At 60.4% G+C, this 25448-nt stretch carries 23 protein-coding genes and 3 tRNA genes; 22 read left to right on the forward strand and 4 right to left on the reverse strand.

The genetic code is table 11. The annotated features are described in order from the left end of the window. Nucleotides 1-202: 202 nt before the first annotated feature. Nucleotides 203-1711: an NAD(P)/FAD-dependent oxidoreductase gene (locus C8K61_RS00270; RefSeq protein WP_108094053.1), complete on the forward strand. Its 1509-nt coding sequence runs from the start codon at nucleotides 203-205 to the stop codon at nucleotides 1709-1711. 124 nt (nucleotides 1712-1835) lie between these two features. Here the strand turns inward: C8K61_RS00270 and C8K61_RS00275 are convergent, their stop codons facing one another. Next, nucleotides 1836-3695 (reverse strand): sigma-54-dependent Fis family transcriptional regulator, encoded by a 1860-nt coding sequence (locus tag C8K61_RS00275; RefSeq protein ID WP_108094054.1) that lies wholly within the window; start codon nucleotides 3693-3695, stop codon nucleotides 1836-1838. 294 nt (nucleotides 3696-3989) lie between these two features. Between C8K61_RS00275 and C8K61_RS00280 the strand changes: the two genes are divergently transcribed. From C8K61_RS00280 to C8K61_RS00305, 6 genes are all read left to right on the forward strand, one after another. After that, nucleotides 3990-5084, forward strand: a complete 1095-nt coding sequence (locus C8K61_RS00280) for an ABC transporter ATP-binding protein (protein WP_108094056.1) — start codon at nucleotides 3990-3992, stop codon at nucleotides 5082-5084. After that, nucleotides 5084-6205 (forward strand): ABC transporter ATP-binding protein, encoded by a 1122-nt coding sequence (locus tag C8K61_RS00285; RefSeq protein ID WP_108094058.1) that lies wholly within the window; start codon nucleotides 5084-5086, stop codon nucleotides 6203-6205. The genes C8K61_RS00280 and C8K61_RS00285 overlap by 1 nt, the downstream gene beginning before the upstream one ends. Next, nucleotides 6202-7065, forward strand: a complete 864-nt coding sequence (locus C8K61_RS00290) for a carbohydrate ABC transporter permease (protein ID WP_108094060.1) — start codon at nucleotides 6202-6204, stop codon at nucleotides 7063-7065. Before C8K61_RS00285 ends, C8K61_RS00290 begins: the two co-directional genes overlap by 4 nt. Before the next feature lie 8 nt (nucleotides 7066-7073). Next, complete coding sequence (locus tag C8K61_RS00295) at nucleotides 7074-7874, forward strand: carbohydrate ABC transporter permease (RefSeq protein ID WP_108094062.1); 801 nt, start codon at nucleotides 7074-7076, stop codon at nucleotides 7872-7874. A gap of 10 nt (nucleotides 7875-7884) precedes the next feature. Further along, a complete protein-coding gene (locus C8K61_RS00300; RefSeq protein ID WP_108094063.1) occupies nucleotides 7885-8157 on the forward strand; it encodes a DUF2160 domain-containing protein in 273 nt (90 codons plus the stop codon). 81 nt (nucleotides 8158-8238) lie between these two features. After that, the gene (locus C8K61_RS00305) at nucleotides 8239-9981 is read left to right on the forward strand and encodes an ABC transporter substrate-binding protein (RefSeq protein ID WP_108094065.1); all 1743 of its coding nucleotides are present in this window, start codon (nucleotides 8239-8241) and stop codon (nucleotides 9979-9981) included. A gap of 143 nt (nucleotides 9982-10124) precedes the next feature. Here C8K61_RS00305 and folD read toward each other — a convergent pair whose 3' ends face one another. Beyond that, nucleotides 10125-10979: a bifunctional methylenetetrahydrofolate dehydrogenase/methenyltetrahydrofolate cyclohydrolase FolD gene (folD, locus tag C8K61_RS00310; protein WP_108094067.1), complete on the reverse strand. Its 855-nt coding sequence runs from the start codon at nucleotides 10977-10979 to the stop codon at nucleotides 10125-10127. 187 nt (nucleotides 10980-11166) lie between these two features. Here folD and C8K61_RS00315 point away from each other — a divergent pair. From C8K61_RS00315 to C8K61_RS00325, 3 genes are all read left to right on the forward strand, one after another. Further along, nucleotides 11167-11243 (forward strand) — tRNA-Arg (locus C8K61_RS00315). Nucleotides 11244-11309: 66 nt separating this feature from the next. Further along, nucleotides 11310-11385, forward strand: a tRNA-His gene (locus tag C8K61_RS00320). A 54-nt stretch (nucleotides 11386-11439) separates the two neighbouring features. After that, a tRNA-Leu gene (locus C8K61_RS00325) sits at nucleotides 11440-11524 on the forward strand. 103 nt (nucleotides 11525-11627) lie between these two features. Here C8K61_RS00325 and C8K61_RS00330 read toward each other — a convergent pair. Both C8K61_RS00330 and C8K61_RS00335 read right to left on the reverse strand, forming a co-directional pair. Continuing rightward, nucleotides 11628-12023, reverse strand: a complete 396-nt coding sequence (locus C8K61_RS00330; protein WP_108094069.1) for a BrnA antitoxin family protein — start codon at nucleotides 12021-12023, stop codon at nucleotides 11628-11630. Nucleotides 12024-12026: 3 nt separating this feature from the next. Continuing rightward, nucleotides 12027-12302: a BrnT family toxin gene (locus C8K61_RS00335; RefSeq protein ID WP_108094071.1), complete on the reverse strand. Its 276-nt coding sequence runs from the start codon at nucleotides 12300-12302 to the stop codon at nucleotides 12027-12029. Between the two features lie 329 nt (nucleotides 12303-12631). On the opposite strand from C8K61_RS00335, the gene C8K61_RS00340 reads away from it, so the two are divergent. The 12 genes from C8K61_RS00340 (at nucleotide 12632) to clpX (ending at nucleotide 25334) form a co-directional block, all read left to right on the forward strand. Continuing rightward, on the forward strand, nucleotides 12632-13630 hold the full coding sequence (locus C8K61_RS00340; protein WP_108094073.1) for a 2-dehydro-3-deoxygalactonokinase: 999 nt from the start codon (nucleotides 12632-12634) through the stop codon (nucleotides 13628-13630). 13 nt (nucleotides 13631-13643) lie between these two features. Beyond that, nucleotides 13644-14264, forward strand: a complete 621-nt coding sequence (locus tag C8K61_RS00345) for a 2-dehydro-3-deoxy-6-phosphogalactonate aldolase (RefSeq protein WP_108094075.1) — start codon at nucleotides 13644-13646, stop codon at nucleotides 14262-14264. A 46-nt stretch (nucleotides 14265-14310) separates the two neighbouring features. Continuing rightward, on the forward strand, nucleotides 14311-15459 hold the full coding sequence (gene dgoD, locus C8K61_RS00350; protein WP_108094077.1) for a galactonate dehydratase: 1149 nt from the start codon (nucleotides 14311-14313) through the stop codon (nucleotides 15457-15459). A gap of 28 nt (nucleotides 15460-15487) precedes the next feature. Beyond that, nucleotides 15488-16378 carry an SMP-30/gluconolactonase/LRE family protein gene (locus C8K61_RS00355; protein WP_108094079.1) on the forward strand — a complete coding sequence of 297 codons (891 nt, stop codon included), beginning with the start codon at nucleotides 15488-15490 and terminating at the stop codon, nucleotides 16376-16378. Nucleotides 16379-16417: 39 nt separating this feature from the next. Next, nucleotides 16418-17236 carry an SDR family oxidoreductase gene (locus tag C8K61_RS00360; RefSeq protein ID WP_108094081.1) on the forward strand — a complete coding sequence of 273 codons (819 nt, stop codon included), beginning with the start codon at nucleotides 16418-16420 and terminating at the stop codon, nucleotides 17234-17236. An 81-nt stretch (nucleotides 17237-17317) separates the two neighbouring features. Continuing rightward, on the forward strand, nucleotides 17318-18319 hold the full coding sequence (locus C8K61_RS00365; protein ID WP_108094082.1) for a substrate-binding domain-containing protein: 1002 nt from the start codon (nucleotides 17318-17320) through the stop codon (nucleotides 18317-18319). 61 nt (nucleotides 18320-18380) lie between these two features. Continuing rightward, nucleotides 18381-19907, forward strand: coding sequence for an L-arabinose ABC transporter ATP-binding protein AraG (gene araG, locus C8K61_RS00370; RefSeq protein ID WP_108094084.1), 1527 nt, complete (start codon nucleotides 18381-18383; stop codon nucleotides 19905-19907). 17 nt (nucleotides 19908-19924) lie between these two features. Then, entirely contained in the window at nucleotides 19925-20890 is a 966-nt protein-coding gene (gene araH, locus C8K61_RS00375; RefSeq protein WP_108094086.1) for an L-arabinose ABC transporter permease AraH, read from the forward strand. Nucleotides 20891-20954: 64 nt separating this feature from the next. Further along, entirely contained in the window at nucleotides 20955-21743 is a 789-nt protein-coding gene (locus tag C8K61_RS00380; RefSeq protein ID WP_108094088.1) for an IclR family transcriptional regulator, read from the forward strand. A 161-nt stretch (nucleotides 21744-21904) separates the two neighbouring features. Then, nucleotides 21905-23215 carry a trigger factor gene (tig, locus tag C8K61_RS00385; RefSeq protein WP_108094090.1) on the forward strand — a complete coding sequence of 437 codons (1311 nt, stop codon included), beginning with the start codon at nucleotides 21905-21907 and terminating at the stop codon, nucleotides 23213-23215. A 90-nt stretch (nucleotides 23216-23305) separates the two neighbouring features. After that, on the forward strand, nucleotides 23306-23950 hold the full coding sequence (gene clpP / locus C8K61_RS00390; RefSeq protein ID WP_108094092.1) for an ATP-dependent Clp endopeptidase proteolytic subunit ClpP: 645 nt from the start codon (nucleotides 23306-23308) through the stop codon (nucleotides 23948-23950). Between the two features lie 103 nt (nucleotides 23951-24053). Further along, nucleotides 24054-25334 carry an ATP-dependent Clp protease ATP-binding subunit ClpX gene (clpX, locus tag C8K61_RS00395; protein WP_108094094.1) on the forward strand — a complete coding sequence of 427 codons (1281 nt, stop codon included), beginning with the start codon at nucleotides 24054-24056 and terminating at the stop codon, nucleotides 25332-25334. Nucleotides 25335-25448 lie beyond the last annotated feature (114 nt).

Consider the following 25448-nt stretch of genomic DNA (forward strand, 5'->3'; position numbering starts at 1 on the left):
TCTGATGCCCGATAACGGCATTTCCGACATTTTCTGTACTTTCGTGCTAGCCCAGTGCTTTTGGCTGGCTATGCTTCTGGCTGTACACGTAAGAATGCGGGCTGGTCACTATCGGGCTTTGGCGGTGTGCGTTGCTGCCGGGGTTTAGAACAAGAAAGCCATGCCGTAGCTAGGGCTGCGAGCAGGCAACACGGAGTGCGCTATGGCTACCGAACAGTTCGATGTATTGATTATTGGCGCCGGTCTATCGGGCATCGGGGCGGCCTACCGGCTGCAGACCCAGAGCCCGAACAAGCGCTACGCCATTCTGGAAGGGCGTGCCGATATCGGCGGCACCTGGGACCTGTTCCGTTACCCGGGGCTGCGTTCCGACTCCGACATGTTCACCCTCGGCTACCCGTTCCGCCCCTGGCAAGACGCCAAGGCGATCGCGGACGGTGCCTCGATTCTGCAGTACATCAAAGACACCGCCCGCGAGTTTGGCATCGACCAGCACATCCGCTTCAAGCAGATGGTCAAGTCGGCGTCCTGGTCGTCTTACGATGCCGTGTGGACCGTGCAGGTGCAGCACCCGGAAAGCGGCGCGCTGACCACTTACCGCACCAACTTCCTCTACGTGTGCAGCGGCTACTACGACTACGCCGGCGGCTACAGCCCGGAATTTCCCGGCAGCGAGCAGTTCAAAGGCCAACTGATTCACCCGCAGAAGTGGCCGGAAAACCTCGATTACACCGACAAGAACGTGGTGGTGATCGGCAGTGGCGCCACGGCCGTAACCCTGGTGCCGGCGATGGCCGAGCAGGCGCGCTCGGTGACTATGCTGCAGCGTTCGCCCAGCTACATTGCCTCGTTGCCGGCCAAGGATGTGATTGCCGATCTCTTCCGCAAGTTTCTGCCGGAACAGCGCGCCCACAGCCTGGCGCGCTGGAAGAATGTGCTGCTGACCCTGGGCTTCTTCCAGTTCTGCCGCCGCGCGCCGGGGCTGGCGCGCAAGCTGCTGCGCTTCGGGGTGAAGCGTGCGCTGCCGGCCGGTTACGCGGTGGATACCCATTTCAATCCGAAATACCAGCCGTGGGACCAGCGCCTGTGCGCCGTACCCAATGGTGACCTGTTCCAGGCTCTGAAAAGCGGCAAGGCGCAGATGGTCACCGAGCAGATCGACAGCTTTACCGAAACCGGCATTCGCCTGCGTTCCGGTGAAGAGTTGCCGGCGGACATCATCATCACCGCCACCGGCCTCAAGCTGCAGACCTGCGGCGGCATGACGATGGACGTCGATGGCAAACCGGTAGAGATCGGCGACACCCTGGCCTACAAAGGCATGATGCTCAGCAACGTGCCCAACTTCGCCCTGTGTGTTGGCTACACCAACGCCTCCTGGACCCTGCGCTCGGACCTGGCTTCGAGCTATGTCTGCCGGGTGCTCAATTACATGGACGAGAACGGCTACAAGATGTGCGTGCCGCGCCACATCGCCAGTTCGGTGGAAAAGCGCCCGCTGCTGGATATCTCCGCCGGTTACGTGCTGCGCGCCGCCGATGTACTGCCCAAACAGGGCCCTGGCGCACCGTGGCAGATGAAGCAGAACTACATTCTTGACCTGTTCAACCTGCGCTACTCGGCGCTGGAAGACGGCGTACTGACCTTTCGCCGCGACCCGGCCCTAGGCATGGCGCCACGGGTAGTGGAACGAGCGATTTCGGCGGCGTAAGCAATCCAGTTCGCGAGTCTGGATCCCGGCCTACGCCGGGATGACGGTGAAAGAGATAAAAACTCCGTCATTCCCGCGTAGGCGGGAGTCCAGACTCGTTTGGCGGACATAGAAATTGGTCGTCTCAAACCTTCACACCCTGTTCCCGCAAGCGCTTGTACAAGGTGTTGCGGCTCAGCCCTAAATGCCGGGCGAGGTGGGAGATGTTGCCGCCGCACTGTTCGTACTGGCTTTTCAGGTCGGCATCGTTGGTGATGGGCGTTGCCCGGCAGTCGGTCACTCGTGGGCTGTCGCCACCCGGCAAATCGGCAAAAAAATCATCGGGCAAATGTTCGGCGTGTATCGGCTGGTCGTCGGCCATCGCCAAGGCAATCTGCAGCACGCTGCTGAGCTGGCGAAGGTTGCCGGGCCAGGGGTGGCGCAGCAGCAGTTCCATTACCTCGTTGCTCAGCCCGGCCCATTGGTAGGGTTCGCGGTGGTGCTCCCACAGGCGCTGGATCATGGCCTGTTTGTCGGTGCGTTCGCGCAGTGGCGGCAACTCCAGGTTGAGGCCGCTGATGCGGTAGTAGAGGTCCTGGCGGAACAGGCCGCTGTCCACGTCCTGGCGCAGGGCGCGGTTGGTGGCGGAGATCAGGCGGATGTCCACCGGGTACAGCTCGCTGCTGCCCAACGGCTGCACGCAGCGCTCCTGCAGTACCCGCAGCAAACGCGCTTGCACCCGCAGCGGCATGTCGCCGACTTCATCGAGAAACAACGTGCCCTTATGTGCCTTGCGGATCAAGCCGATGCTGCCTTTCTGGTTGGCGCCGGTGAAGGCGCCTTTTTCATAGCCAAACAGCTCGGACTCCACCAGGTCGCTGGGAATCGCCGCACAGTTCACCGCGATCAGGCTTTGCTGCGCCCGTGAGCTGGCCTGGTGCAGGGCTTTGACGAACACCTCTTTGCCGACCCCGGTTTCGCCGTACACCAGAATCGGAATGTCCTTTTCCAGCAGCCGTTCGGCCTGGCGCACGGCCTTGTCCACGCGGGGGTCGCCGAGGTTGATGGCGGCCAGGGTGAAGGGGCTGGGCGCCGGTTTACTCGGTGCTTCAGGCAGCGGCGCCGAGCGGAAGTCGCGGGCCTGGATCGGCACCGGTTGCTGCGGGCGTTTGAGCTGGGCGTGGAAGCGGAAACGCCCGCCGGCGCGCAGGTTGAACGGCAGGTCCTGAGGCTGGTTCAGCAGTTGCTGCAGGGGGATATCGAACAGGCTTTCGATGGTCACCGCCGCCAGGCTGATGCCGAGCAAACTGTCGGCCCGGCGGTTGGCCGACACCACCTGGCCTTGTTCATCGAACACCACCAGACCGGCCCAGGGGCTGTCGAGGTTGTTCAGGCTGGTGTTGAAGGTGAGTTGGAAATAGCGCTGTTGGAACAGGTTGAGGATCAGCCGGTTCTCCACCGACTGGCTCATCATTTTCACCATGCCCAGGGTGTGCGAGGGCGGCAGGTAGCTGTCGCTGGACACATCGAGCACGGCGATCATCTGCCGCTGCTCATTGAAGATAGGCGAGGCCGAACCGGTCATGAAGCGGTTGGCCTTGAGGAAGTGTTCGTCGTGCTGAATATGCACCGGCTGCGCACAACTCAAGGCGGTGCCGATGGCGTTGGTGCCGGTGTAACGCTCCAGCCAGCTGGCGCCGGCCACGAAGCCGGCGGCGTGGTTGGGCTCGATAAAGCGTTGGTCGCCCCAGCTCTGCAGCACCTGGCCCTGGTTGTCGGCCAGCATGATCAGGCAGTTGGAGTTCGCCAGGATGTTGCCGTAGTAGGGCAGCACTTCCTTATGGGTGGTCTGCACCAGCGCCTGCTGGCTTTCCAGCAGCGCCGAGACGTCGCCGGGGCTTGGCTGGGTGAACACCGGGGTGCTCTGGTGCGTGAGGCCGAAGCTGCGGCAGCGCGTCCAGGAGTCTTGAATGATGGTGTCGTGGGGCAGGGCGGCTTCAGCCATGACAGGGTCTCGCGTGGTTTTATTTTTATTCTCAGCCAGCAATCGACCGGTCTTTGCCGGGTCGGTTCAGTGTCGTTCATGACTGTTCAAAGTCAACACTGGCCACTGTTCAGTTGTTCACGTTTAAGTGTTCAAGGCTGTTCAGTGGTGGCCTGCTCGGCCGCTGTTCAGGCGGCTAAACACCTTTGCAGACAAGGCTTTGCAAACCTCGGGCCGGGGTTGGCACAGAACTCGCTCTGTGTCTGTGCAAAGGCGGCCTTGTGCAGCCGACAACAACAATAAAAAGGACGCCCTATGTCTTTGACCCTCGAGCATGTGACGCGGGTCGTCGATGGCATAACCCATATCGACGACGCCTGTCTCAGCTTCGAACCCGGCTCATTCAACGTACTGCTCGGCCGCACGCTGTCCGGCAAGACCAGTCTGATGCGCCTGATGGCCGGCCTCGACAAGCCCAACAGCGGGCGCATTCTGATGAATGGCGCGGACATGACCCACGTGCCAGTGCGCAAGCGCAACGTGTCGATGGTCTATCAGCAGTTCATCAATTACCCAACCCTGACGGTGTTCGAAAACATCGCCTCGCCGCTGCGCCAGGCTGGCCTCAATGAGGTGGAGATCGTCGACAAGGTGCAGGCCACGGCGAAGATGCTGCGCATCGACGCCTTGCTCAAGCGCTACCCGCTGGAGCTCTCCGGCGGCCAGCAGCAGCGCACCGCCATGGCCCGAGCGCTGGTCAAAGACGCCTCGCTGATTCTGTTCGATGAGCCGCTGGTGAACCTCGATTACAAGCTGCGTGAAGAGCTGCGCCAGGAAATGCGCGAGCTGTTCCAGGCACGCCACACCATCGCCATTTACGCCACCACCGAACCCAACGAAGCCCTGGCCCTGGGCGGCACCACCACCATCCTGCATGAGGGGCGCGTGGTGCAGAGCGGCAAGACTGCTGACGTTTACCACCGCCCGCAGCAGGTGCTGGCCGCCGAGCTGTTCTCCGAACCACCGATCAACCTGATGCCAGGGCGTATCAGTGGCACAGAGGTGAGTTTTGCCGAGGCCGTGCACTTTCCGTTGAACCCCGACCTGAAAAGCATTGGCGAGGGCGAATACCGCTTCGGCGTGCGCCCCAGCCATATCGGCCTGGTGCCAAGCAATGACGATGACCTGGAGTTGGCGGTAACCGTAGAACTCGCTGAAATCAGCGGCTCGGAAACCTTTCTGCATGTGCGCAACGAGCAGTTCGTGCTGGTGCTGCACCTGCCCGGCGTGCACGAGTACGACGTGGACACCTCGATCCTCATCTATATCCCCACCCACAAGCTGTTCGTGTTCGCCGCCGATGGCCGCCTGATTCAGGCCCCCAGTCGACGCGTCGGGAGGGTTGCCTGATGGCCGAGATCCGTTTGCACCACCTGGCCCACAGCTACAGCAAAACCCCCAACGGGCCGGACGATTACGCGATTCGCGAGATGAACCATATCTGGGAGCAGGGCGGTGCCTATGCCTTGCTGGGGCCGTCGGGCTGCGGCAAGTCGACCCTGCTCAATATCATTTCCGGGCTGCTCAGCCCGTCCGAGGGCGAGGTGCAGTTCGACGGCAAGGTGGTCAATCTGTTGCCGCCGGAAGAGCGCAACATCGCTCAGGTTTTCCAGTTTCCGGTGGTGTACGACACCATGACGGTGTTCGACAACCTGGCCTTCCCCCTGCGCAACCAGGGTATGAACGAGGCCAAGGTGCTGAGCAAGGTCAACGAGATTGCCGAGGTGCTCGATCTGCACCCGCTGTTGCACAAAAAGGCCAAGAACCTCACCGCCGACGAGAAGCAGAAAGTCTCGATGGGCCGTGGCCTGGTGCGTGACGACGTGTCGGCGATTCTCTTCGATGAGCCGCTGACGGTGATCGACCCCCACCTGAAGTGGAAGCTGCGGCGCAAGCTCAAGCAGATTCACGAGCAGTTCAACATCACCATGGTTTACGTCACCCACGATCAGTTGGAGGCCTCGACCTTCGCCGACAAGATTGCGGTGATGTATGGCGGCCAGATCGTGCAGTTCGGCACCCCGCGTGAACTGTTCGAGCGGCCGAGCCACACCTTTGTCGGCTACTTCATTGGCAGCCCGGGGATGAACCTGATCGACGTCAGCCGTTGCGACGGCGGCGTGCAGTTTGCCAACACCGTTCTGCCGCTGAGTGCCGCGCTCAATCAGCGCTTGGCGGCCTTGCCTGATGCGGCGTTGAAGGTGGGTATTCGCCCGGAGTTCATCCATATCTGGGACGGCCCCTACGACGATGCGCTGTGCGGCGAGGTGCAGCATGTCGAGGATCTGGGGACCTACAAGATCCTCACCCTCAACCTCGACGGCCAGCAGTTGAAAGTGCGCTTGCAGGAAGACCAGCCCGTGCCACAGCAGAAGGTCTACCTGAGCTTTCCGGCGCAGTGGCTGATGGTTTACGCAGACGATTATCTTGTCGAAGCGCTGGTGGAGAGCCAGGTGGAGGTGACGCCATGAAGGTGCAGAACAACAAGGCCTGGTTCCTGGTATTGCCGGTGTTTCTGCTGGTGGCGTTCAGCGCCATCGTGCCGATGATGACGGTGGTCAACTACTCCCTGCAGGACATTTTCGACCAGTCCAGCCGCTACTTTGTGGGCGCCGATTGGTACCGCCAGGTGCTGGCCGATCAACGTCTGCACGACTCGCTGCTGCGCCAGTTCATCTTCTCGGCCTGCGTGCTGTTGATCGAAATTCCCTTGGGCATCGGCATCGCCCTGTGCATGCCAACCAAGGGCAAGATGGCCTCGCTGGTGCTGATCGTGCTGGCCATTCCGCTACTGATTCCGTGGAACGTGGTGGGCACCATCTGGCAGATTTTCGGCCGCGCCGACATCGGCCTGATGGGCTGGACCCTGAACAAGCTGGGCATCTCCTACAACTACGCGGCCAACACCGGCGATGCCTGGGCCACGGTGCTGATCATGGACGTGTGGCACTGGACCTCCTTGGTGGCGCTGCTGTGCTACTCGGGGCTGCGCGCCATTCCCGATGTGTATTACCAGGCGGCGCGCATCGACCGCGCTTCGGCCTGGGCGGTGTTCCGCCATATCCAATTGCCGAAGCTGAAAAGCGTGCTGCTGATCGCGGTGATGCTGCGTTTTATGGACAGCTTCATGATCTACACCGAGCCGTTCGTGCTCACCGGCGGCGGGCCGGGCAACGCCACCACCTTCCTCAGCCAGACCCTGACGCAAATGGCCATCGGCCAGTTCGACCTGGGCCCGGCGGCGGCATTCTCGCTGGTGTACTTCCTGATCATTCTGTTGGTGTCGTGGGTGTTCTACACCGCCATGACCCACAACGATAAAAACCGCTGAGGCCGACCATGACACTTAGAAAAAAAGTGCTGCTGGTGCTCTACATCCTGTTTCTGCTGGTGCCGATCTATTGGCTGTTGAACATGTCGTTCAAGACCAATAACGAGATCCTCGGCGGCCTGAGCCTGTGGCCAAGCAACTTCACCCTGGCCAACTACCATGTGATTTTCACAGACCCGAGCTGGTACACCGGTTACCTCAACTCGTTGTATTACGTGAGCCTGAACACGGTGATTTCGCTGACCGTGGCGCTGCCGGCGGCCTATGCGTTTTCGCGCTATCGCTTCCTGGGCGACAAGCACCTGTTCTTCTGGCTGCTGACCAACCGCATGGCGCCACCGGCGGTGTTTCTGCTGCCGTTCTTCCAGCTGTATTCCTCGATTGGCCTGTTCGATACACACATTGCCGTGGCCCTGGCGCACTGCCTGTTCAACGTGCCGCTGGCGGTGTGGATTCTCGAGGGTTTCATGTCCGGGGTGCCGAAAGAGATCGACGAAACCGCCTATATCGACGGCTACAGCTTCCCGAAATTCTTCGGCAAGATTTTCATCCCCTTGATTGGCTCGGGCATCGGCGTGACGGCGTTTTTCTGCTTCATGTTCTCCTGGGTCGAGCTGCTGTTGGCGCGCACCCTGACCTCGGTAAATGCCAAGCCGATTGCCGCGGTCATGACCCGTACGGTGTCGGCCTCGGGGATCGACTGGGGCGTGCTGGCTGCCGCCGGGGTGCTGACCATTTTGCCGGGCATGCTGGTGATCTGGTTCGTGCGTAACCATGTAGCCAAGGGCTTTGCCCTGGGCCGGGTGTGAGGAGCTGACGATGGAATGGATGGCCTGGACGACCCCAACCGCCGCGTTCTTCGGCGTTATTGCCCTGCTGTTGGCGGGCATGACGGTGTGGGAACTGCGCTCTCCGTGTGTGGAGCGCCGTGGATTTCTACCGATTGCCACCACCCGTGGCGATCGCCTGTTTATTGGTCTTCTCGGAAGCGCTTACCTGCATCTGCTGGTGATTGGCGCGACTGAATGGAGCATCTGGGTAGCGAGTGCGCTGTCCCTGGTGTGGCTGTTGGCTGTGATGCGTTGGGGGTAGCCGGCGGGCGGGACGGAGCTGCCGTAGTGATCCGCCCCCGCCGTGCTTGGTGTCCCACCTAATAATTACCAGGAGGTGTCTATGTTCAACAAAAACAACAAACTTCGACATAGCGTGACGTTGGCGGCGATATTCGCCCTGAGTGGCTTGAGTGCAACGGCCTGGGCAGATGCTTACGAAGACGCGGCGAAAAAATGGATTGGCGCAGAGTTCAAGCCGTCCACCCTGACGCCCGAGCAGCAGCTCGAAGAGCTGAAGTGGTTCATCAAGGCGGCCGAGCCGTTTCGCGGCATGAAAATCAACGTGGTGTCGGAAACCCTGACCACCCACGAATACGAGTCCAAGGTACTGGCCAAGGCCTTTAGCGAAATCACCGGTATCCAGCTCACCCACGACCTGCTGCAAGAAGGCGACGTGGTAGAGAAACTGCAAACCCAGATGCAGTCGGACAAGAACATCTACGACGGCTGGGTGAACGACTCCGACCTGATCGGTACCCACTTCCGCTACGGCAAGACCGAGTCCATCACCGACCTGATGGCCAACGAGGGCAAGAACTTCACCTCGCCGACCCTCGACCTCAAAGACTTCATCGGCCTGTCGTTCACCACGGCGCCGGATGGCAAGATCTATCAATTGCCCGACCAGCAGTTCGCCAACCTCTATTGGTTCCGCGCTGACTGGTTCGAACGTGCCGACCTCAAGGCCAAGTTCAAAGAGAAGTACGGCTACGAACTGGGTGTGCCGGTGAACTGGTCCGCCTATGAAGACATCGCCAAATTCTTCAGCGAAGACGTCAAGGAAATCGACGGCAAGCGCGTGTACGGCCACATGGACTACGGCAAAAAAGACCCATCGCTGGGCTGGCGCTTCACCGATGCCTGGTTCTCCATGGCCGGTGGCGGCGACAAGGGCCTGCCCAACGGCTTGCCGGTGGACGAATGGGGCATTCGCGTAGAGGACTGCCACCCGGTGGGCTCCAGCGTGACCCGCGGCGGCGACACCAACGGCCCGGCGGCCGTGTTCGCCACGCAGAAATACGTCGACTGGATGCGCGCCTATGCGCCACCGGAAGCGCAGGGCATGACCTTCTCCGAATCCGGTCCGGTACCGGCGCAGGGCAACATCGCCCAGCAGATCTTCTGGTACACCGCCTTTACCGCCGACATGACCAAGCCGGGCCTGCCGGTGGTAAACGCCGACGGCACGCCGAAATGGCGCATGGCGCCGTCGCCACGTGGCCCGTACTGGGAAGAGGGGATGAAGCTCGGTTATCAGGACGTAGGTTCCTGGACCTTCCTCAAGTCCACCCCGGAGAAACAACGCCTGGCAGCCTGGCTGTACGCGCAGTTCGTGACCTCGAAAACCGTCTCGCTGAAGAAGACCGTGTTGGGTCTGACGCCGATTCGTGAGTCGGACATCAACTCGCAAGCCATGACTGACCTGGCGCCAAAACTCGGTGGCCTGGTGGAGTTCTACCGCAGCCCGGCCCGCGTGCAATGGACGCCGACCGGCACCAACGTGCCGGACTACCCGCGCTTGGCACAGTTGTGGTGGAGCCATATCTCGGAAGCGGCCAGCGGCGAGAAAACCCCGCAGGAAGCACTGGATGGCCTGGCCAAAGACCAGGACGCGATCATGACCCGTCTTGAGCGCTCGAAAGTGCAACCGATCTGCGGACCGAAAATGAACCCGGAAAAAGACGCGCAGTACTGGTTCGACCAACCGGGCGCACCGAAACCGAAACTGGCTAACGAGAAGCCTAAAGGCGAGACAGTTAACTACAACGAGCTGTTGAAACAGTGGGAAGCGGCGCGCAAGTAAGCGGCGCTTTCTTGCGACATAAAAAACGGCACCTCGCGGGGTGCCGTTTTTTTGCGTTCTTGTTGGGCTTCGCTGCGCTCAACCCAACCTACGGAACGCGGAGTAGGTTGGGTTGAGCAAAGCGAAGCCCGACACTGCGATCGTCAGTCGTGCAAATGCTCGGCCGCGTACAGGGTATTTTCCAGCAGGCAGGCGCGGGTCATCGGGCCTACGCCACCCGGAACCGGCGTAATCCAGCCAGCGCGGGGCAGGGCGGTGTCGTAGACCACGTCGCCCACCAGCTTGCCGTCTTCCTGGCGGTTGATGCCGACGTCAATGACGATGGCGCCCGGCTTGATCCACTCACCCTTGACCAGCCCCGGCTTACCGGCGGCCACCACCACCAGATCGGCGCGGCCGACGTGGCCGGCTAAGTCTTTGGTGAAGCGGTGGGTGACCGTAACGGTGCAGCCCGCCAGCAACAGCTCCATGGCCATCGGCCGACCGACGATATTGGAGGCGCCGACAATCACCGCATCCATGCCGTACAGATCGGCACCGGTGCTGGCCAGCAGGGTCATGATGCCCTTGGGCGTGCACGGGCGCAGCAGCGGGATACGCTGGGCCAAACGGCCGATGTTAAAAGGGTGGAAGCCGTCGACATCTTTGTCCGGGCGGATGCGCTCCAGCAGTTGCGAGGCGTCCAGGTGCTCTGGCAGCGGCAATTGCAGGAGGATGCCATCGATGGTGGCGTCATCGTTGAGGCGGTCGATCAGCTCACGCAGCTCGTCCTGGCTGGTGCTGGCCGGCAGGTCGTAGGCATGGGAAAGAAAGCCGACTTCTTCGCAGTCTTTACGCTTGTGCGAAACGTACACCTGCGATGCGGGATCGCTGCCTACCAGGATCACAGCCAGGCCGGGAGTCCGAAGACCTTGCTCGCTGCGTTCGGCGACACGTTGGGCGATCTGCTTGCGCAGGCTAGCGGCGATCGCCTTGCCGTCGATAAGTTGTGCGGTCATGACGCTTGGTTAACCATCGGAAATGATTGAAAAAGGACGCGCATTCTCGCATGGCCGCTCGGGCGGGCAAAGGCTGGCGGTCAGCATTTTCCCGTAACTCCTTTATCTCACTGAATTTTTTACGTTTTAGTGTTGACGAGTGCCGAGCTCGTCTATAACATTCGCCCCGCTTGTCGAGCACAGCCAAGTGCCCGTAGCTCAGCTGGATAGAGCATCCGCCTTCTAAGCGGATGGTCGCAGGTTCGAGTCCTGCCGGGCACGCCATCAGGCTGTTTGGCAATACAGGCAAAGGTGTTGAAAAACACCGCAACACAGCAACAACGCAAGATGGTGGGCGTAGCTCAGTTGGTAGAGCACGGGATTGTGACTCCCGTTGTCGAGGGTTCGATCCCCTTCGTCCACCCCATATTCGAAAAGACGCCAGACCTTAACCAGTCTGGCGTCTTTGCTTCAAAGCTCCGCGGACGTGGTGGAATTGGTAGACACACTGGATTTAGGTTCCAGCGCCGCAAGGCGTGAGAGTTCGAGTCTCTCCGTCCGCACCAAACATAGTTTCGCCGACTTCCGCTGAGTTCCGCGAAGCCAACAGAAAAGCCGCCCTAGTGCGGCTTTTCTTGTTTCTGTGTTTTGAGATTTGGCGCTTTGCCGTTACCGCTTGGTGCCAGGTTTTTTCTCGGGCGCCTTCCTTGTTGTCGCGTCTCTGGCTTCCAATGGCGCAGTCCGCTGCTGGCTATAACGCTGCAATGGAGCGCTCGGCTGCTTGTCGGTGTGCTGCGCGAGGAGTGCTTCCTGGCCTTCGGTCAAGGTAACCAGGGTGGCGAGAATGTCGCTCAGGGTGGCCTGCTGCGAGCTGGCGCCGGGCTCGCACAGGGCGTCCTTGAGCAGGCGATTGATCAGCGTCTGGTAACCCATGCCTTCCTCGTCGGCGCGCTGCCGGGCGGCTTCGAGCACGGTGTCATCGAGCATGATGGTAATCCGGGTTTTGCCCTTGCTGGGGGCAACGGCGCCGCGTTTGGCTGAGCTGAAATCGTAAAGATCTTTCATGGTTCACCCTCCGTAATACTGTTGAATCTCCTGCGGTTCGGCCTTGCGAGCGGAGATCAGCCTCACGTAATCGGGGTCCCGATACGTGTAAACCACCACCAGCAATCGTCCCGCGCCATCCTCGCCCAGGGTTATCCAGCGCGTTTCGTCGTAGCGGAACTCTTCGACCGTTAAGGCGCGTGGATCGTCCAGAACTGCTGCCGCGTCAGCCAGTTGAACGCCATGTTTGCTGGCGTTCAGCCGTGCCTTGAAGGGATCGAACTGAATGCTGAAGTCCATTATGCATATCCGATATGTATTTTGGTGAATGGGCATGAGTGAAGAGACGGAAGGGCGTGTAGCGCGGATAACGTGCATCTCGCTGCTTTGTGCGGCGCTCTTCACTGGCGCTATTTGCGCAGAATCTTCGGTGCGGGGGATTCAGGCGGGTCTGCCTGGGGGTTGGTATGGGCCCGATGGCGGGGTGGTCTTGCTCTTGCTTTTGTGTGGCGTCCATATCCCAAAATATGGGATTCAAAATTATATATTGAGATTTGCCGGGGTCTCGTTTTATAGTCGGCCTCACTCGCTGTTACGCACTCACTCCTAAAAACAATTCAGGTGAAGCGATGCAGGCTCAGTTAATCGCCCTCGATTGGGGTACCACGTCATTGCGCGCCTACCGGCTCGCGGCTGACGCTACGGTGCTGCAAGAGCGCACGCTCCATGCCGGAATCATGCAGTTGCCCAAGGCCGCACGTGTGCTCGCGGGTGCGTTGTGCAGCGACGGTTTTGAATTGGCCTTCGACGAGGCCTGCGGTGATTGGCTGGATGCCGAGCCGCACCTGCCAGTGATTGCCTGCGGCATGGTTGGCAGCGCTCAAGGCTGGCGCGAGGCGACCTACTGCGACACCCCCGCCAATGTCACCCGCCTGGGCCACAGCCTGGTCACCGTGCACAGCGTGCGCGGCGTGGATATCCATATCGTTCCCGGGGTGATTCAGCGCTCCCGCCTGCCCAATGTCATGCGCGGCGAAGAAACCCAGGTGCTTGGTGCGCTCGCCCATCTGCCAGAGCAGATGGATGGCAGCCTGCTGATCGGCTTGCCCGGCAGTCACTCGAAATGGGTGGAAGTTGCCGACCGCTGCATCGTCCACTTCGACACCTTTATGACCGGCGAGCTGTTCGCCGTGCTCTGCGAACACAGCATTCTCGGTCGTACCCAACAACGCAGCGCCCATTTCGACACCGAGGCTTTCGACCGCGGCGTGCAGGTAGCGCTGTCGCGAGAGGGGCAGATCGGCCCGCTGTCTACTCTGTTTAGCGCACGCACCCTGGGGCTTACCGGCATGCTCACGGCGACCGCCCAACCGGACTACCTGTCCGGCCTGCTGATCGGTCATGAACTGCAAGCACTGGCCGCTACCCTGCGCCAACGCCATGGCGAGCAACCCCTGCCGGCAGTGTTGCTGATCGGCAATTACCCCCTCTGTCAGCGCTACAGCCGGGCGCTTGCTGCCTGCGGTTTTGCTGTCGTGAGCGTTGCCGAGCAAGCGACCGAACGGGGCCTGTGGTACCTGGCCGAAGCGGCGGGCTTGTTGGCCGCGCCATCCTCTTTTTCCGTCTGAAGCGAGGCCCGTCATGTTGAAGCAGGCATTGGCAGAAAACGGTTTGATCGCGATTTTGCGCGGTGTGCAGCCAGGCGAAGCGCTGGCTATTGGCGAGGTGTTGTACGGCGCCGGTTTTCGGGTGATCGAGGTGCCGCTCAACTCACCTGAGCCTTACGCAAGCATTCGCCTGTTGCGTGACAGCCTGCCGGCCGATTGCCTGGTGGGCGCCGGTACCGTGCTGTCGGCGCAGCAGGTGCAGGCAGTGCATGCGGCAGGCGGCCAAGTGATTGTCATGCCCCACAGCGACCCCCAGGTTCTGCGCGCGGCCAAGGCGGCCGGTCTGTATCTGGCGCCGGGAGTGGCGACGCCCACCGAGGCCTTTGCCGCGCTGGCCGAGGGTGCCGATGTGCTCAAGCTGTTTCCGGCGGAACAGATGTCACCCGCGCTGGTCAAGGCATGGTTGGCGGTGCTGCCGCCCGGCACTGTGTTGCTGCCGGTGGGCGGCATTTCTGCCGACAACATGCCGGCGTATTTCGCTGCCGGCGTAAAAGGTTTTGGTTTGGGCTCGGGGCTCTTCAAGCCGGGCATGAGTGCAGCGCAGGTGGCTGAAAATGCCGCCGCCTACGTCGCTGCGTGGAAGGCATTGGGTTAACGATTTTTGGCGGCTGGCTGCCACATCTAATAAGAGAGACAAGAAGATGAAAATCACCAAATTGACCACCTTCATCGTTCCGCCACGCTGGTGCTTTCTCAAGGTGGAAACCGACCAGGGCGTAACCGGGTGGGGCGAGCCTGTGGTGGAGGGGCGCGCCCACACGGTGGCAGCTGCTGTCGAGGAACTGGCCGATTACCTGATCGGCAAAGACCCTCGCAATATCGAAGACATCTGGACTGTGCTCTACCGAGGCGGCTTCTACCGCGGCGGCCCGATTCATATGAGCGCCCTGGCCGGCATCGACCAGGCGCTGTGGGACATCAAGGGCAAGGCGCTCGGCGTCTCGGTCAGCGATCTGCTCGGCGGCCAGGTGCGTGACAAAATCCGCGTGTATTCCTGGATTGGTGGCGATCGTCCGGCTGACACCGCTCGCGCTGCTAAGGAAGCGGTATCGCGTGGCTTCACTGCGGTGAAGATGAACGGCACCGAAGAGCTGCAGTTCGTCGACAGCTTCGCCAAGGTCGACCTGGCCCTGCAGAACGTCGCCGCTGTGCGTGATGCGGTAGGGCCGAACGTCGGCATTGGCGTGGACTTCCACGGCCGCGTACACAAGCCGATGGCCAAGGTGCTGATGAAGGAGCTGGACGCCTTCAAGCTGATGTTTATCGAAGAGCCGGTGCTCAGCGAAAACTACGAAGCGCTGAAGGAGCTGGCGCCGCTGACCAGTACGCCGATTGCCCTGGGCGAGCGCTTGTTCTCGCGCTGGGACTTCAAGCGGGTGCTCAGTGAGGGCTACGTCGACATCATCCAGCCCGATGCCTCCCACGCTGGCGGCATCACCGAAACCCGCAAGATTGCCAATATGGCCGAAGCCTACGATGTCGCTCTGGCCCTGCATTGCCCGCTGGGGCCGATTGCCCTGGCCGCCTGCCTGCAGCTGGATGCCGCTTGCTACAACGCCTTTATCCAGGAGCAGAGCCTGGGCATCCATTACAACGAAAGCAACGACCTGCTGGATTACCTCAAAGACCCGCAAGTGTTCGCCTATGAGCAAGGCATGGTGAAGATTCCCAACGGTCCGGGCCTGGGCATCGAGATCAATGAGGAGTACGTGATCGAGCGTGCCGCCATTGGCCATCGCTGGCGTAACCCGATCTGGCGCCATGCCGACGGCAGTTTTGCCGAATGGTAAGCACAGCGACCGGACGAGGAGGGCAGTCATGCACTGGCAAACGCTGAGCGATGCACGTTTCAAATTGGCTGAAGGGCCGTTCTGGGATGCCGCCACCCAGGCGCTGTTCTGGGTCGATATTCCCGGTCGTCTGGCCTGTCGTTGGGGGCAGGGGCACTACCAGCACTGGCGGATGCCGGAGGTGGTCTCGGCCTTTATTCCCTGTGAGCGCGGCGATGCGCTGGTGACCCTGGCCAGCGGCGTCTATCGCCTCGACCTGAGTTCGCCGGCCGAACAGCCGGTGCTGACCTTGTTGGCGGTGGTCGACCCGGTCCCCGGCAACCGCGCCAACGAAGCGCGCTGCGATGCGCAGGGGCGGCTGTGGCTGGGCAGCATGCAAAACAACATTGCTGAAGATGGCAGTGACCTGCCGATCACCCGCCGCTCCGGTGGGCTGTTTCGTTTGGACCCGGGTGGCCAGGTGACGCCGTTGTTGGAGAGTCAGGGCATCGTCAACACCCTGCTATGGAATGCGGCGGGAACCGAGTTGTACTGCGCCGACAGCCTCGATGGCGAGTTGTACGCCTACCCGCTGAGCGCCGATGGCGCCCTTGGCGAGCGGCGTATCTGGGCCGAATCCTCTGCGTGCGGAGTGCCCGATGGCTCGGCGATGGACAGCCACGGCTACGTCTGGAACGCCCGTTGGCAGGGCGGTTGCCTGCTGCGCTACGCGCCGGATGGGCGTCTCGAAGACGTCATCAAACTGCCGGTGAAGTACCCCACCAGTTGCGTCTTCGGTGGCCCGGATCTCACCACCTTGTTTGTCACCAGCGCGCGCCCGGCCGGCGATCCCAACTTGCCGGAAGACTCGCTGGATGGCGCTGTGCTGATGGCTCAGATGGATGTGCGCGGTGTGGCGTCTCAGCGCTTCGCGGGCTGAGAACGACACCGCAAACCCGATAACGCAGGAGTGTTTCAAATGGCTCAACCCTTGACCTTGCCACCTGTGCCAGAGCCGACTTACGGCGAACGCCTGAAAGGCAAAGTAGTGATTGTGACCGGTGCCGCCCAAGGCATTGGCGAGGCGATAGTCGCCTGCTTTCAGGCTCAGCAAGCGAAGCTGGTGATTGCCGATATTCAGGCGGAGAAAGTCCAGGGTGTCGCCGCCCGGTGGCGTGATCGCGGCGCCGAGATAGTTGCCCAGGGCGTCGACATTACCGACAAGAGCCAGTGGCAAGCGTTGATCGACACGACCATTGCGCGTTTTGGGCGCATCGACGTGCTGGTCAACTGCGCCGGTGTGAACGTGTTTCGCGACCCGCTGCTGATGAGCGACGAAGACTGGCGCCGCTGTTTTGCCATCGACCTCGATGGCGCCTGGTACGGCTGCCGCGCGGTGCTGCCGCACATGATCGAGCAGGGCATCGGCAACATCATCAATATTGCCTCGACCCACTCCAGCCACATCATTCCCGGCTGCTTCCCCTACCCGGTGGCCAAGCATGGCTTGCTCGGCCTGACCCGCGCCCTAGGCATCGAGTACGCCGCCAAAGGCGTGCGGGTCAATGCCATCGCCCCCGGCTATATCGAAACCCAGCTCAACGTCGATTACTGGAATGGTTTCGACGACCCCCATGCCGAACGCCAGCGCGCGTTCGACCTGCATCCGCCGCGACGGATTGGCCAGCCGGTCGAGGTGGCCATGACAGCGCTGTTCCTGGCGACCGACGAGGCGCCGTTTATCAATGCCACCTGCATCATGATCGATGGTGGCCGCTCCGTGATGTACCACGAGTAACGCAGTAAACCGCCTGCCTCGTTGGGGCAAGGACGGTATGAAACGCCCGACCACGATCCAATAAAAACAAGAGGATTACTTATGTTCGCGCACCGTTTTGCTCGCTCCCTGGTTTGTGCTGCCACTGTGTTGGCGGCGGCCGGTTTTACCAGCCTGGCCGCTGCCGAAGAAGTGAAGATCGGCTTTCTGGTCAAACAGGCGGAAGAACCCTGGTTCCAGACCGAATGGGCCTTCGCCGAAAAAGCCGGTAAAGACAAAGGCTTTACCGTGATCAAGATCGCCGTGCCCGATGGCGAGAAAACCCTGGCGGCCATCGATACCCTGGCGGCCAATGGCGCCAAGGGCTTTGTCATTTGTCCGCCGGACACTTCCCTCGGCCCGGCGATCATGGCCAAGGCCAAGCTCAATGACCTCAAGGTGCTGGCGGTGGATGACCGCTTCGTCGACGCCAAAGGCCAGCCCATGGAAGACGTGCCCTACGTGGGCCTGGCGGCGTTCAAGATCGGCGAGAAGCAAGGCAAAGCCATGGCCGATGAGGCAAAAAAACGCGGCTGGGATCTGAAAGAAACCTTTGCTGTGATCAATACCTTTGACGAGCTGGATACCGGCAAGAAACGCACCGACGGGTCGGTGGAGGCGCTCAAGGCCGCTGGCCTGGCGGCGGACCATATTCTCTTCGCGCCGCAGAAAACCCTCGATGTGCCGGGCAGCATGGACTCCACCAACTCGGCGCTGGTCAAGCTGCCCAGTGAGGCAAAGAACCTGATCATCGGCGGCATGAACGACAGCTCGGTGCTTGGCGGTGTACGTGCCACGGAAAGCGCCGGCTTCGCGGCAGCCAACGTGATTGGCGTAGGCATCAACGGCACCGACGCGATCGGCGAATTGAAGAAAGCCAGTAGCGGCTTCTACGGTTCGATGTTGCTCAGCCCGGATACCTCCGGCTATGAAACCGCCAGCCAGATGTTCACCTGGGTGACCACCGGTAAAGAGCCGGCGAAATACACCGCGCTGGACAACGTCACCCTGATTACCCGGGAAAACTTCCAGCAGGAGCTGACCAAGATCGGTCTGTGGAAATAGGCCGCTGCGGGTCTTCTCTTGAACAGGCACGCCGCCCGCTGGCGGCGTGCAGGAGGTAAGCATGTTGGAACACGCCCCAGCTACACCCAAGGCCACGGCCAGCTTACGCTTCAACGGCATCGGCAAAGAGTTTCCCGGGGTGAAAGCCCTGGCGCAGATCAGCTTTGAAGCCAAGCCCGGCAGCGTGCACGCCTTGATGGGCGAGAACGGCGCCGGAAAGTCGACCTTGCTGAAAATCCTCGGTGGCTTCTACACCCCCAATAGCGGTCACCTGCAGATCGGTGACCAGGCGCTGAGCTTCAAGTCGGCCGGTGACAGCATCGCCCACGGGGTGGCGGTGATTCACCAGGAACTGCAGTTGGTGCCGGAAATGTCGGTGGCGGAAAACCTGCTGTTGGGCCATATGCCCAGCCGCTTCGGCGTGGTCAATCGCGGTGCCATGGTGCGGCGCGCCCGCGAGCTGCTCAAAGGCCTGGCCGATGAAATCGACCCGCAGGCGCGCCTGGGCGATCTGTCTCTGGGGCAGCGGCAGTTGGTGGAGATTGCCAAGGCGATGTCGCGCAATGCCCATGTGATTGCGTTTGACGAACCCACCAGCAGCCTGTCGGCGCGCGAGATCGAGCGGTTGATGGTGATCATCGCCCGCCTGCGGGACGAGGGGCGGGTGATTCTCTATGTCTCGCACCGCATGGAAGAGGTGTTCAAGATCTGCGATGCGGTGACGGTGTTCAAGGATGGCCGGTATGTATGCACCTTCGAGGACATGCAGCAGCTGAGCGTCGACCAATTGGTCAACTGCATGGTCGGGCGCAACATCGAAGACATCTATAACTACCGCCCGCGTGAACAGGGTGAGGTGGCGTTACGCGTGCAGGGGCTGCTAGGCCACGGCGTGGTCGAGCCGGCCAACTTCAACGTGCGGCGCGGCGAAATTCTTGGCTTGTTTGGGTTGGTCGGCGCCGGCCGTACCGAGTTGCTGCGCCTGCTCGCCGGCCTGGCGAAAAAAGACGCCGGGCAGTTGCTGCTGGAAGGGCAGGACGTGCACCTCGACTCGCCGCGTGATGCCATCGCTGCCGGGGTGTTGTTATGCCCGGAGGACCGCAAGAAAGAGGGCATCGTGCCGCTCGCCAGTGTGGCGGAAAACATCAACATCAGCGCCCGCAGCCACCACGCGAAAGTGGCGGGGCTGATCAACAACAGCTGGGAACGCAGCAACGCGCAAAAGCAGATCGCCGCGCTGAATATCCGCACGCCGTCAGCCAACCAGCCAATCATGTTTCTCTCCGGCGGCAACCAGCAAAAAGCCATTCTCGGCCGCTGGCTGTCGATGCCGATGAAAGTGCTGCTGCTCGACGAGCCCACGCGCGGCATCGATGTCGGGGCCAAGGCCGAGATCTACCAGATCATTCATAACCTGGCGGAGCAGGGCATCGCCGTGATTGTGGTGTCCAGCGATCTGATGGAAGTCATGGGGATTTCCGACCGAATTCTGGTGATGAGTGAGGGCGCCATTACCGGCGAGCTCCGGCGTGACGAGGCGGACGAAGCCCGCCTGTTGCAACTGGCCCTCCCGCGTTCGCGCAACTAAACGTCTTCGAGGTGTGTATGTCACAGGTTAAAAAAGCCAATGGGTTGTGGATGGGGTTGGGTCAGCGCAAGTTCTTCGATGATTGGGTGATGCTGCTGGCGGCCATCGGCATCTTTCTGTTCTGCACCCTGTTTATCGATAACTTCCTTTCACCGCTGAACATGCGCGGCCTCGGGCTGGCGATTTCCACCACCGGGATTGCTGCCTGCACCATGCTGTTTTGCCTGGCGTCCGGGCATTTCGATTTATCCGTGGGCTCGGTGATCGCCTGCGCCGGGGTGGTGGCGGGGATCGTCATGCGCGACACCGACAGCGTCTTTCTCGGTGTCAGTGCGGCGCTGGCCATGGGGCTGTGTGTGGGCCTGATCAATGGCATCGTGATCGCCAAACTAAAGATTAATGCGCTGATCACCACCCTGGCGACCATGCAGATCGTCCGTGGCCTGGCCTACATCTTTTCCAACGGCAAGGCGGTCGGGGTTTCCAACGAAGGCTTTTTTATCTTCGGTAACGGCCAACTGTTCGGCGTGCCAGTGCCCATCGTGATCACCCTGGTGTGCTTCCTGTTCTTTGGCTGGCTGCTCAACTACACCACCTACGGGCGTAATACGTTGGCCATCGGTGGTAATCAGGAGGCGGCGTTGCTGGCCGGTGTACATGTTGACCGCACCAAGATCATTATCTTCGCCACCCATGGCCTGATCGGCGCGTTGGCCGGGGTGATTCTGGCTTCGCGGATGACCTCGGGCCAGCCGATGATCGGCCAGGGGTTCGAGCTGACGGTGATTTCCGCCTGCGTGTTGGGCGGGGTGTCGCTCAGTGGTGGTATTGGCATGGTTCGCCATGTGATCGCCGGGGTGCTGATTCTGGCCATCATCGAAAACGCGATGAACCTGAAGAACATCGACACCTTCTATCAATACGTCATCCGCGGCTCGATTCTGCTGGTGGCGGTGATCATCGACCGGCTCAAGCAGCGCTGAGCCTGGGCAGCGGCCGGGGCGAGCGGCCATAATGCTGCCCGCCGTTTCCCATTAAAGGTTACCTATGCAGGACGACGACGGAAAAACCGCCGCGCCCACCGGCACCCAGACGCTGTTGCGCGGCCTCGGTGTGGTGCAGGCCGTGGCCAGTGGCGCGCGTGATCTCAAGCAGATTGCGCAACTGATCGGCACCACCCGCAGCACCACCCATCGCCTGGCCAGTTGCCTGGTGGATGAACGCTACCTGCGCGTAGTGCCCCAGGTGGGTTATCTGCTCGGGCCGAAGTTGATCGAACTGGGCTTTCAGGCCCGCGAGGCGTTGCCCTTGGCGACCCTGGCAACCCCTTATCTTGATGAACTGTCAGCGCTGACTGGCGACACCGTGCACCTGGCGATCCGCGAGGATGACGATGTTTTGTACCTGCACAAGAATCCTGGGCGTAATGGCCCGGAGATGCGTTCGCGGGTCGGCCACCGTATGCCGCTGGCGCGCACCGGTATCGGCAAAGCCTTGCTGCTCGACTGCTCGGCGCAGGAATGGCAGCGCCTGTATGAGGTCAGCCAGCCGGTGGGCGGCAAAAATCGGCTATGGCCGCAGCACGAAGAAGCCACATGGGAGCAGTTTCAGCAGCGCATGCTCGAGTATACGGCGGGCGGTTACGCCTTCGATCTGGAGGACAACGAGCCGTCGATTCGCTGCGTAGCGGCGCCGGTGCGTGATGCCAGCGGAAAGATTGTCGCCGCCATCAGCGTGGCCAGTACGGTTCCTTATATGTCGCTGGACAAGATGCAGGGGCTGATAGCGCCGGTGAAGAAGGCCGCTGCTGAGCTGTCGGCAGAGCTGGGCGGCTGAGTTTGTCCTTATATATAGAAAGGCCTTTTGTAGGCCAAATCAGAGTGTTTTTCCCGTTGACGACCTGTGTGGTGACTTCTTGAGTTTTCGCCACTAGAATGCATGCCCTTGATTCTGGGGCCGGAAACGGCCGGCTAACGTCTGTGCAACGAGGAATATCCATGCAAGTTTCTGTTGAAAATACTTCCGCTCTTGAGCGTCGTATGACCATTGGCGTTCCTGCTGAACGCATCGAGACCGAAGTAAACAAGCGTCTGCAGCAGACTGCACGCCGTGCCAAGGTCCCGGGCTTCCGCCCAGGCAAAGTGCCGATGAGCGTTATCCGTCAGCGTTATGAAGACGCTGCTCGTCAGGAAGCCCTGAGCGACCTGATCCAGGCCACCTTCTACGAAGCAGTGGTTGAGCAGAAGCTGAACCCGGCTGGCGCCCCTGCCGTACAGCCAAAAACCTTCGAAAAAGGCAAAGACCTCGAATACGTCGCCACCTTCGAAGTGTTCCCTGAGTTCCAGGTTGCCGGCTTCGACAGCATTGCTATCGAGCGCCTGCAAGCCGAAGTCGCTGATGCCGACCTCGACAACATGCTGGAAATCCTGCGCAAGCAGAACACCCGTTTTGAAACTGCTGAGCGCGCCGCGCAGAAAGACGACCAGGTCAACATCGACTTCGTCGGCAAAGTTGACGGCGAAGCTTTCGCTGGCGGCTCGGCCAAAGGCACTCAGCTGGTTATCGGTTCCGGCCGCATGATCCCTGGCTTCGAAGACGGCCTGGAAGGCGCCAAAGCAGGCGAAGAGCGCGTGCTGAAGCTGACTTTCCCAGCTGACTATCAGAACCTGGAACTGGCCGGCAAAGAAGCCGAGTTCACCGTTACCGTGAACAGCGTTGCCGAGCCGAAACTGCCTGAGCTGAACGACGATTTCTTCGCCCTGTTCGGCATCAAGGAAGGCGGTCTGGAAGGTTTCCGCACCGAAGTTCGCAAGAACATGGAGCGCGAACTGCGTCAGGCGATCAAGTCCAAGGTTAAAAACCAAGTGATGGAAGGCCTACTGTCGGCCAACCCGATCGAAGTGCCAAAGGCTTTGCTGAGCAACGAAGTTGACCGTCTGCGCGTACAAGCTGTGCAGCAGTTCGGTGGCAACATCAAGCCAGACCAACTGCCGGCCGAGCTGTTCGAAGAGCAAGCCAAGCGCCGTGTCGTGCTGGGTCTGATCGTTGCTGAAGTGGTCAAGCAATTCGAACTGAAGCCAGACGAAGCCCGCGTTCGCGAAATGATTCAGGAAATGGCTTCGGCCTACCAAGAGCCTGAACAAGTCGTGTCCTGGTACTACAAAAACGACCAGCAACTGAACGAAGTTCGTTCGGTTGTACTGGAAGAACAAGTTGTAGATACTGTCCTGCAGAAGGCCAATGTGACCGATAAGCAGGTCTCTTACGAAGAAGCGGTCAAGCCGGCAGAAGCGCCACAAGCAGCCTGACCCCTACCGTCGTACGAGCAACCATAAGCCAGCCTTCGTGCTGGCTTATGTGTATTTGAGACATGACAAAAGCTAGGGAGCGTCGGATACATGTCCAGTAATCCTTTTATGCCGCAATCGCATGACATCCAGGCCGCTGGTGGTCTGGTGCCTATGGTTATCGAGCAGTCCGCCCGTGGCGAACGCGCTTATGACATCTACTCGCGCCTGCTCAAAGAGCGCGTGATTTTCCTCATCGGCCCGGTAGAAGACTACATGGCCAACCTGGTAGCAGCGCAGTTGCTGTTCCTGGAAGCGGAAAACCCGGACAAAGACATCCACCTCTATATCAACTCGCCAGGCGGTTCGGTAACGGCGGGTATGTCGATCTACGACACCATGCAGTTCATCAAGCCTGACGTGTCCACCATCTGCATCGGCCAAGCCTGCAGCATGGGCGCCTTGCTGTTGGCTGGTGGCGCTGCGGGCAAGCGTTACTGCCTGCCGCACTCGCGCATGATGATTCACCAGCCGCTGGGCGGCTTCCAGGGCCAGGCCTCGGATATCGAGATTCACACCCGTGAAATCCTCACCATCCGCGACCGTCTGAACCAGATTCTGGCGCACCATACCGGTCAACCGATTGACGTCATCGCCCGTGATACCGACCGTGACAACTTCATGAGTGGAGAAGTCGCGGTAAATTACGGTCTGATCGATAAGGTTCTGAGCAAGCGGGAAATGGCGGCTCAATAAACCTTTCGGCGGCGGTCAGTGATACACGGCCGCCTTGCGGGCTTGAAAATGCCCGCATTTGCCCTCATCTTGTGTTTCAAGCCTATCGGATTGGATTGAACGAATGACTGACACCCGCAACGGCGAGGACAACGGCAAACTGCTTTATTGCTCCTTCTGCGGCAAAAGCCAGCATGAAGTACGCAAATTGATTGCCGGCCCCTCGGTCTTTATCTGCGACGAGTGCGTTGACCTGTGCAATGACATCATCCGCGAGGAGGTGCAGGAAGCTCAGGCGGAAAGCAGCGCTCATAAACTTCCAGCTCCCAAGGAAATCAGCACAATCCTTGATCAGTACGTGATCGGTCAGGAGCGAGCGAAAAAGGTTCTGGCGGTAGCGGTCTACAACCACTACAAACGCCTCAACCAGCGCGACAAGAAAGATGATGTCGAGCTGGGTAAGAGCAACATTCTGCTGATTGGTCCGACCGGCTCGGGTAAAACCCTGCTCGCCGAGACCCTGGCACGCCTGCTGAACGTCCCGTTCACCATTGCTGACGCCACCACGCTGACCGAAGCCGGCTATGTCGGTGAGGACGTGGAAAACATCATTCAGAAACTGCTGCAGAAGTGCGACTACGACGTTGAGAAGGCCCAGATGGGCATTGTCTACATCGATGAAATCGACAAGATTTCGCGTAAATCCGATAACCCGTCGATTACCCGCGACGTTTCTGGCGAAGGCGTGCAACAGGCCTTGCTGAAACTGATCGAAGGTACGGTCGCTTCGGTTCCGCCTCAGGGCGGTCGCAAGCACCCGCAGCAGGAGTTCCTGCAGGTCGATACACGCAACATCCTGTTTATCTGCGGTGGTGCGTTCTCGGGTCTCGAGAAAGTTATTCAGGGTCGTTCGGCCAAAGGTGGCATCGGCTTCAACGCCGAAGTGCGCAGCATCGACCTGGGCAAGAAAGTGGGCGAGTCGTTGCGTCAGGTCGAACCTGATGACTTGGTCAAGTTCGGCCTGATTCCGGAGTTCGTTGGCCGCTTGCCGGTTATCGCCACCCTGGACGAGCTGGACGAAGCTGCACTGATGCAGATTCTGACCGAGCCGAAAAACGCACTGACCAAGCAATACGCCAAACTGTTCGAAATGGAAGGCGTGGACTTGGAATTCCGTCCGGATGCCCTGAAGTCTGTCGCTCACCGGGCTCTGGAGCGCAAAACCGGTGCCCGTGGCCTGCGTTCCATTCTGGAAGGCGTGCTGCTCGACACCATGTATGAAATCCCCTCGCAAACCGAGGTGAGCAAAGTGGTGATCGACGAAAGCGTGATTGCCGGTACCTCCAAGCCGCTGCTGATCTACGAGAACAGCGAGCCGCCTGCGAAGGCCGCGCCAGACGCGTAAAACACGTTTGTCACATGTTGAAAGCAAGGGGCCTGCGGGCCCCTTTGCTTTTCCTGCTACAGCGCTTGTTTTTTGTTTGGGCTGCCCCCATCTTAGGTCCAAGGGTATTCCCAC

The organism is Pseudomonas sp. GV071, assembly GCF_003050835.1.
Lineage (GTDB): Bacteria > Pseudomonadota > Gammaproteobacteria > Pseudomonadales > Pseudomonadaceae > Aquipseudomonas.

Excerpts from the sequence above, each read along its gene's own strand:
- C8K61_RS00270 (WP_108094053.1), top strand. The coding sequence starts at position 203 with ATGGCTACCGAACAGTTCGATGTATTGATTATTGGCGCCGGTCTATCG.
- C8K61_RS00275 (WP_108094054.1), bottom strand. The coding sequence starts at position 3,695 with ATGGCTGAAGCCGCCCTGCCCCACGACACCATCATTCAAGACTCCTGG.
- C8K61_RS00280 (WP_108094056.1), top strand. The coding sequence starts at position 3,990 with ATGTCTTTGACCCTCGAGCATGTGACGCGGGTCGTCGATGGCATAACC.
- C8K61_RS00285 (WP_108094058.1), top strand. The coding sequence starts at position 5,084 with ATGGCCGAGATCCGTTTGCACCACCTGGCCCACAGCTACAGCAAAACC.
- C8K61_RS00290 (WP_108094060.1), top strand. The coding sequence starts at position 6,202 with ATGAAGGTGCAGAACAACAAGGCCTGGTTCCTGGTATTGCCGGTGTTT.
- C8K61_RS00295 (WP_108094062.1), top strand. The coding sequence starts at position 7,074 with ATGACACTTAGAAAAAAAGTGCTGCTGGTGCTCTACATCCTGTTTCTG.
- C8K61_RS00300 (WP_108094063.1), top strand. The coding sequence starts at position 7,885 with ATGGAATGGATGGCCTGGACGACCCCAACCGCCGCGTTCTTCGGCGTT.
- C8K61_RS00305 (WP_108094065.1), top strand. The coding sequence starts at position 8,239 with ATGTTCAACAAAAACAACAAACTTCGACATAGCGTGACGTTGGCGGCG.
- folD (WP_108094067.1), bottom strand. The coding sequence starts at position 10,979 with ATGACCGCACAACTTATCGACGGCAAGGCGATCGCCGCTAGCCTGCGC.
- C8K61_RS00330 (WP_108094069.1), bottom strand. The coding sequence starts at position 12,023 with ATGAAAGATCTTTACGATTTCAGCTCAGCCAAACGCGGCGCCGTTGCC.
- C8K61_RS00335 (WP_108094071.1), bottom strand. The coding sequence starts at position 12,302 with ATGGACTTCAGCATTCAGTTCGATCCCTTCAAGGCACGGCTGAACGCC.
- C8K61_RS00340 (WP_108094073.1), top strand. The coding sequence starts at position 12,632 with ATGCAGGCTCAGTTAATCGCCCTCGATTGGGGTACCACGTCATTGCGC.
- C8K61_RS00345 (WP_108094075.1), top strand. The coding sequence starts at position 13,644 with ATGTTGAAGCAGGCATTGGCAGAAAACGGTTTGATCGCGATTTTGCGC.
- dgoD (WP_108094077.1), top strand. The coding sequence starts at position 14,311 with ATGAAAATCACCAAATTGACCACCTTCATCGTTCCGCCACGCTGGTGC.
- C8K61_RS00355 (WP_108094079.1), top strand. The coding sequence starts at position 15,488 with ATGCACTGGCAAACGCTGAGCGATGCACGTTTCAAATTGGCTGAAGGG.
- C8K61_RS00360 (WP_108094081.1), top strand. The coding sequence starts at position 16,418 with ATGGCTCAACCCTTGACCTTGCCACCTGTGCCAGAGCCGACTTACGGC.
- C8K61_RS00365 (WP_108094082.1), top strand. The coding sequence starts at position 17,318 with ATGTTCGCGCACCGTTTTGCTCGCTCCCTGGTTTGTGCTGCCACTGTG.
- araG (WP_108094084.1), top strand. The coding sequence starts at position 18,381 with ATGTTGGAACACGCCCCAGCTACACCCAAGGCCACGGCCAGCTTACGC.
- araH (WP_108094086.1), top strand. The coding sequence starts at position 19,925 with ATGTCACAGGTTAAAAAAGCCAATGGGTTGTGGATGGGGTTGGGTCAG.
- C8K61_RS00380 (WP_108094088.1), top strand. The coding sequence starts at position 20,955 with ATGCAGGACGACGACGGAAAAACCGCCGCGCCCACCGGCACCCAGACG.
- tig (WP_108094090.1), top strand. The coding sequence starts at position 21,905 with ATGCAAGTTTCTGTTGAAAATACTTCCGCTCTTGAGCGTCGTATGACC.
- clpP (WP_108094092.1), top strand. The coding sequence starts at position 23,306 with ATGTCCAGTAATCCTTTTATGCCGCAATCGCATGACATCCAGGCCGCT.
- clpX (WP_108094094.1), top strand. The coding sequence starts at position 24,054 with ATGACTGACACCCGCAACGGCGAGGACAACGGCAAACTGCTTTATTGC.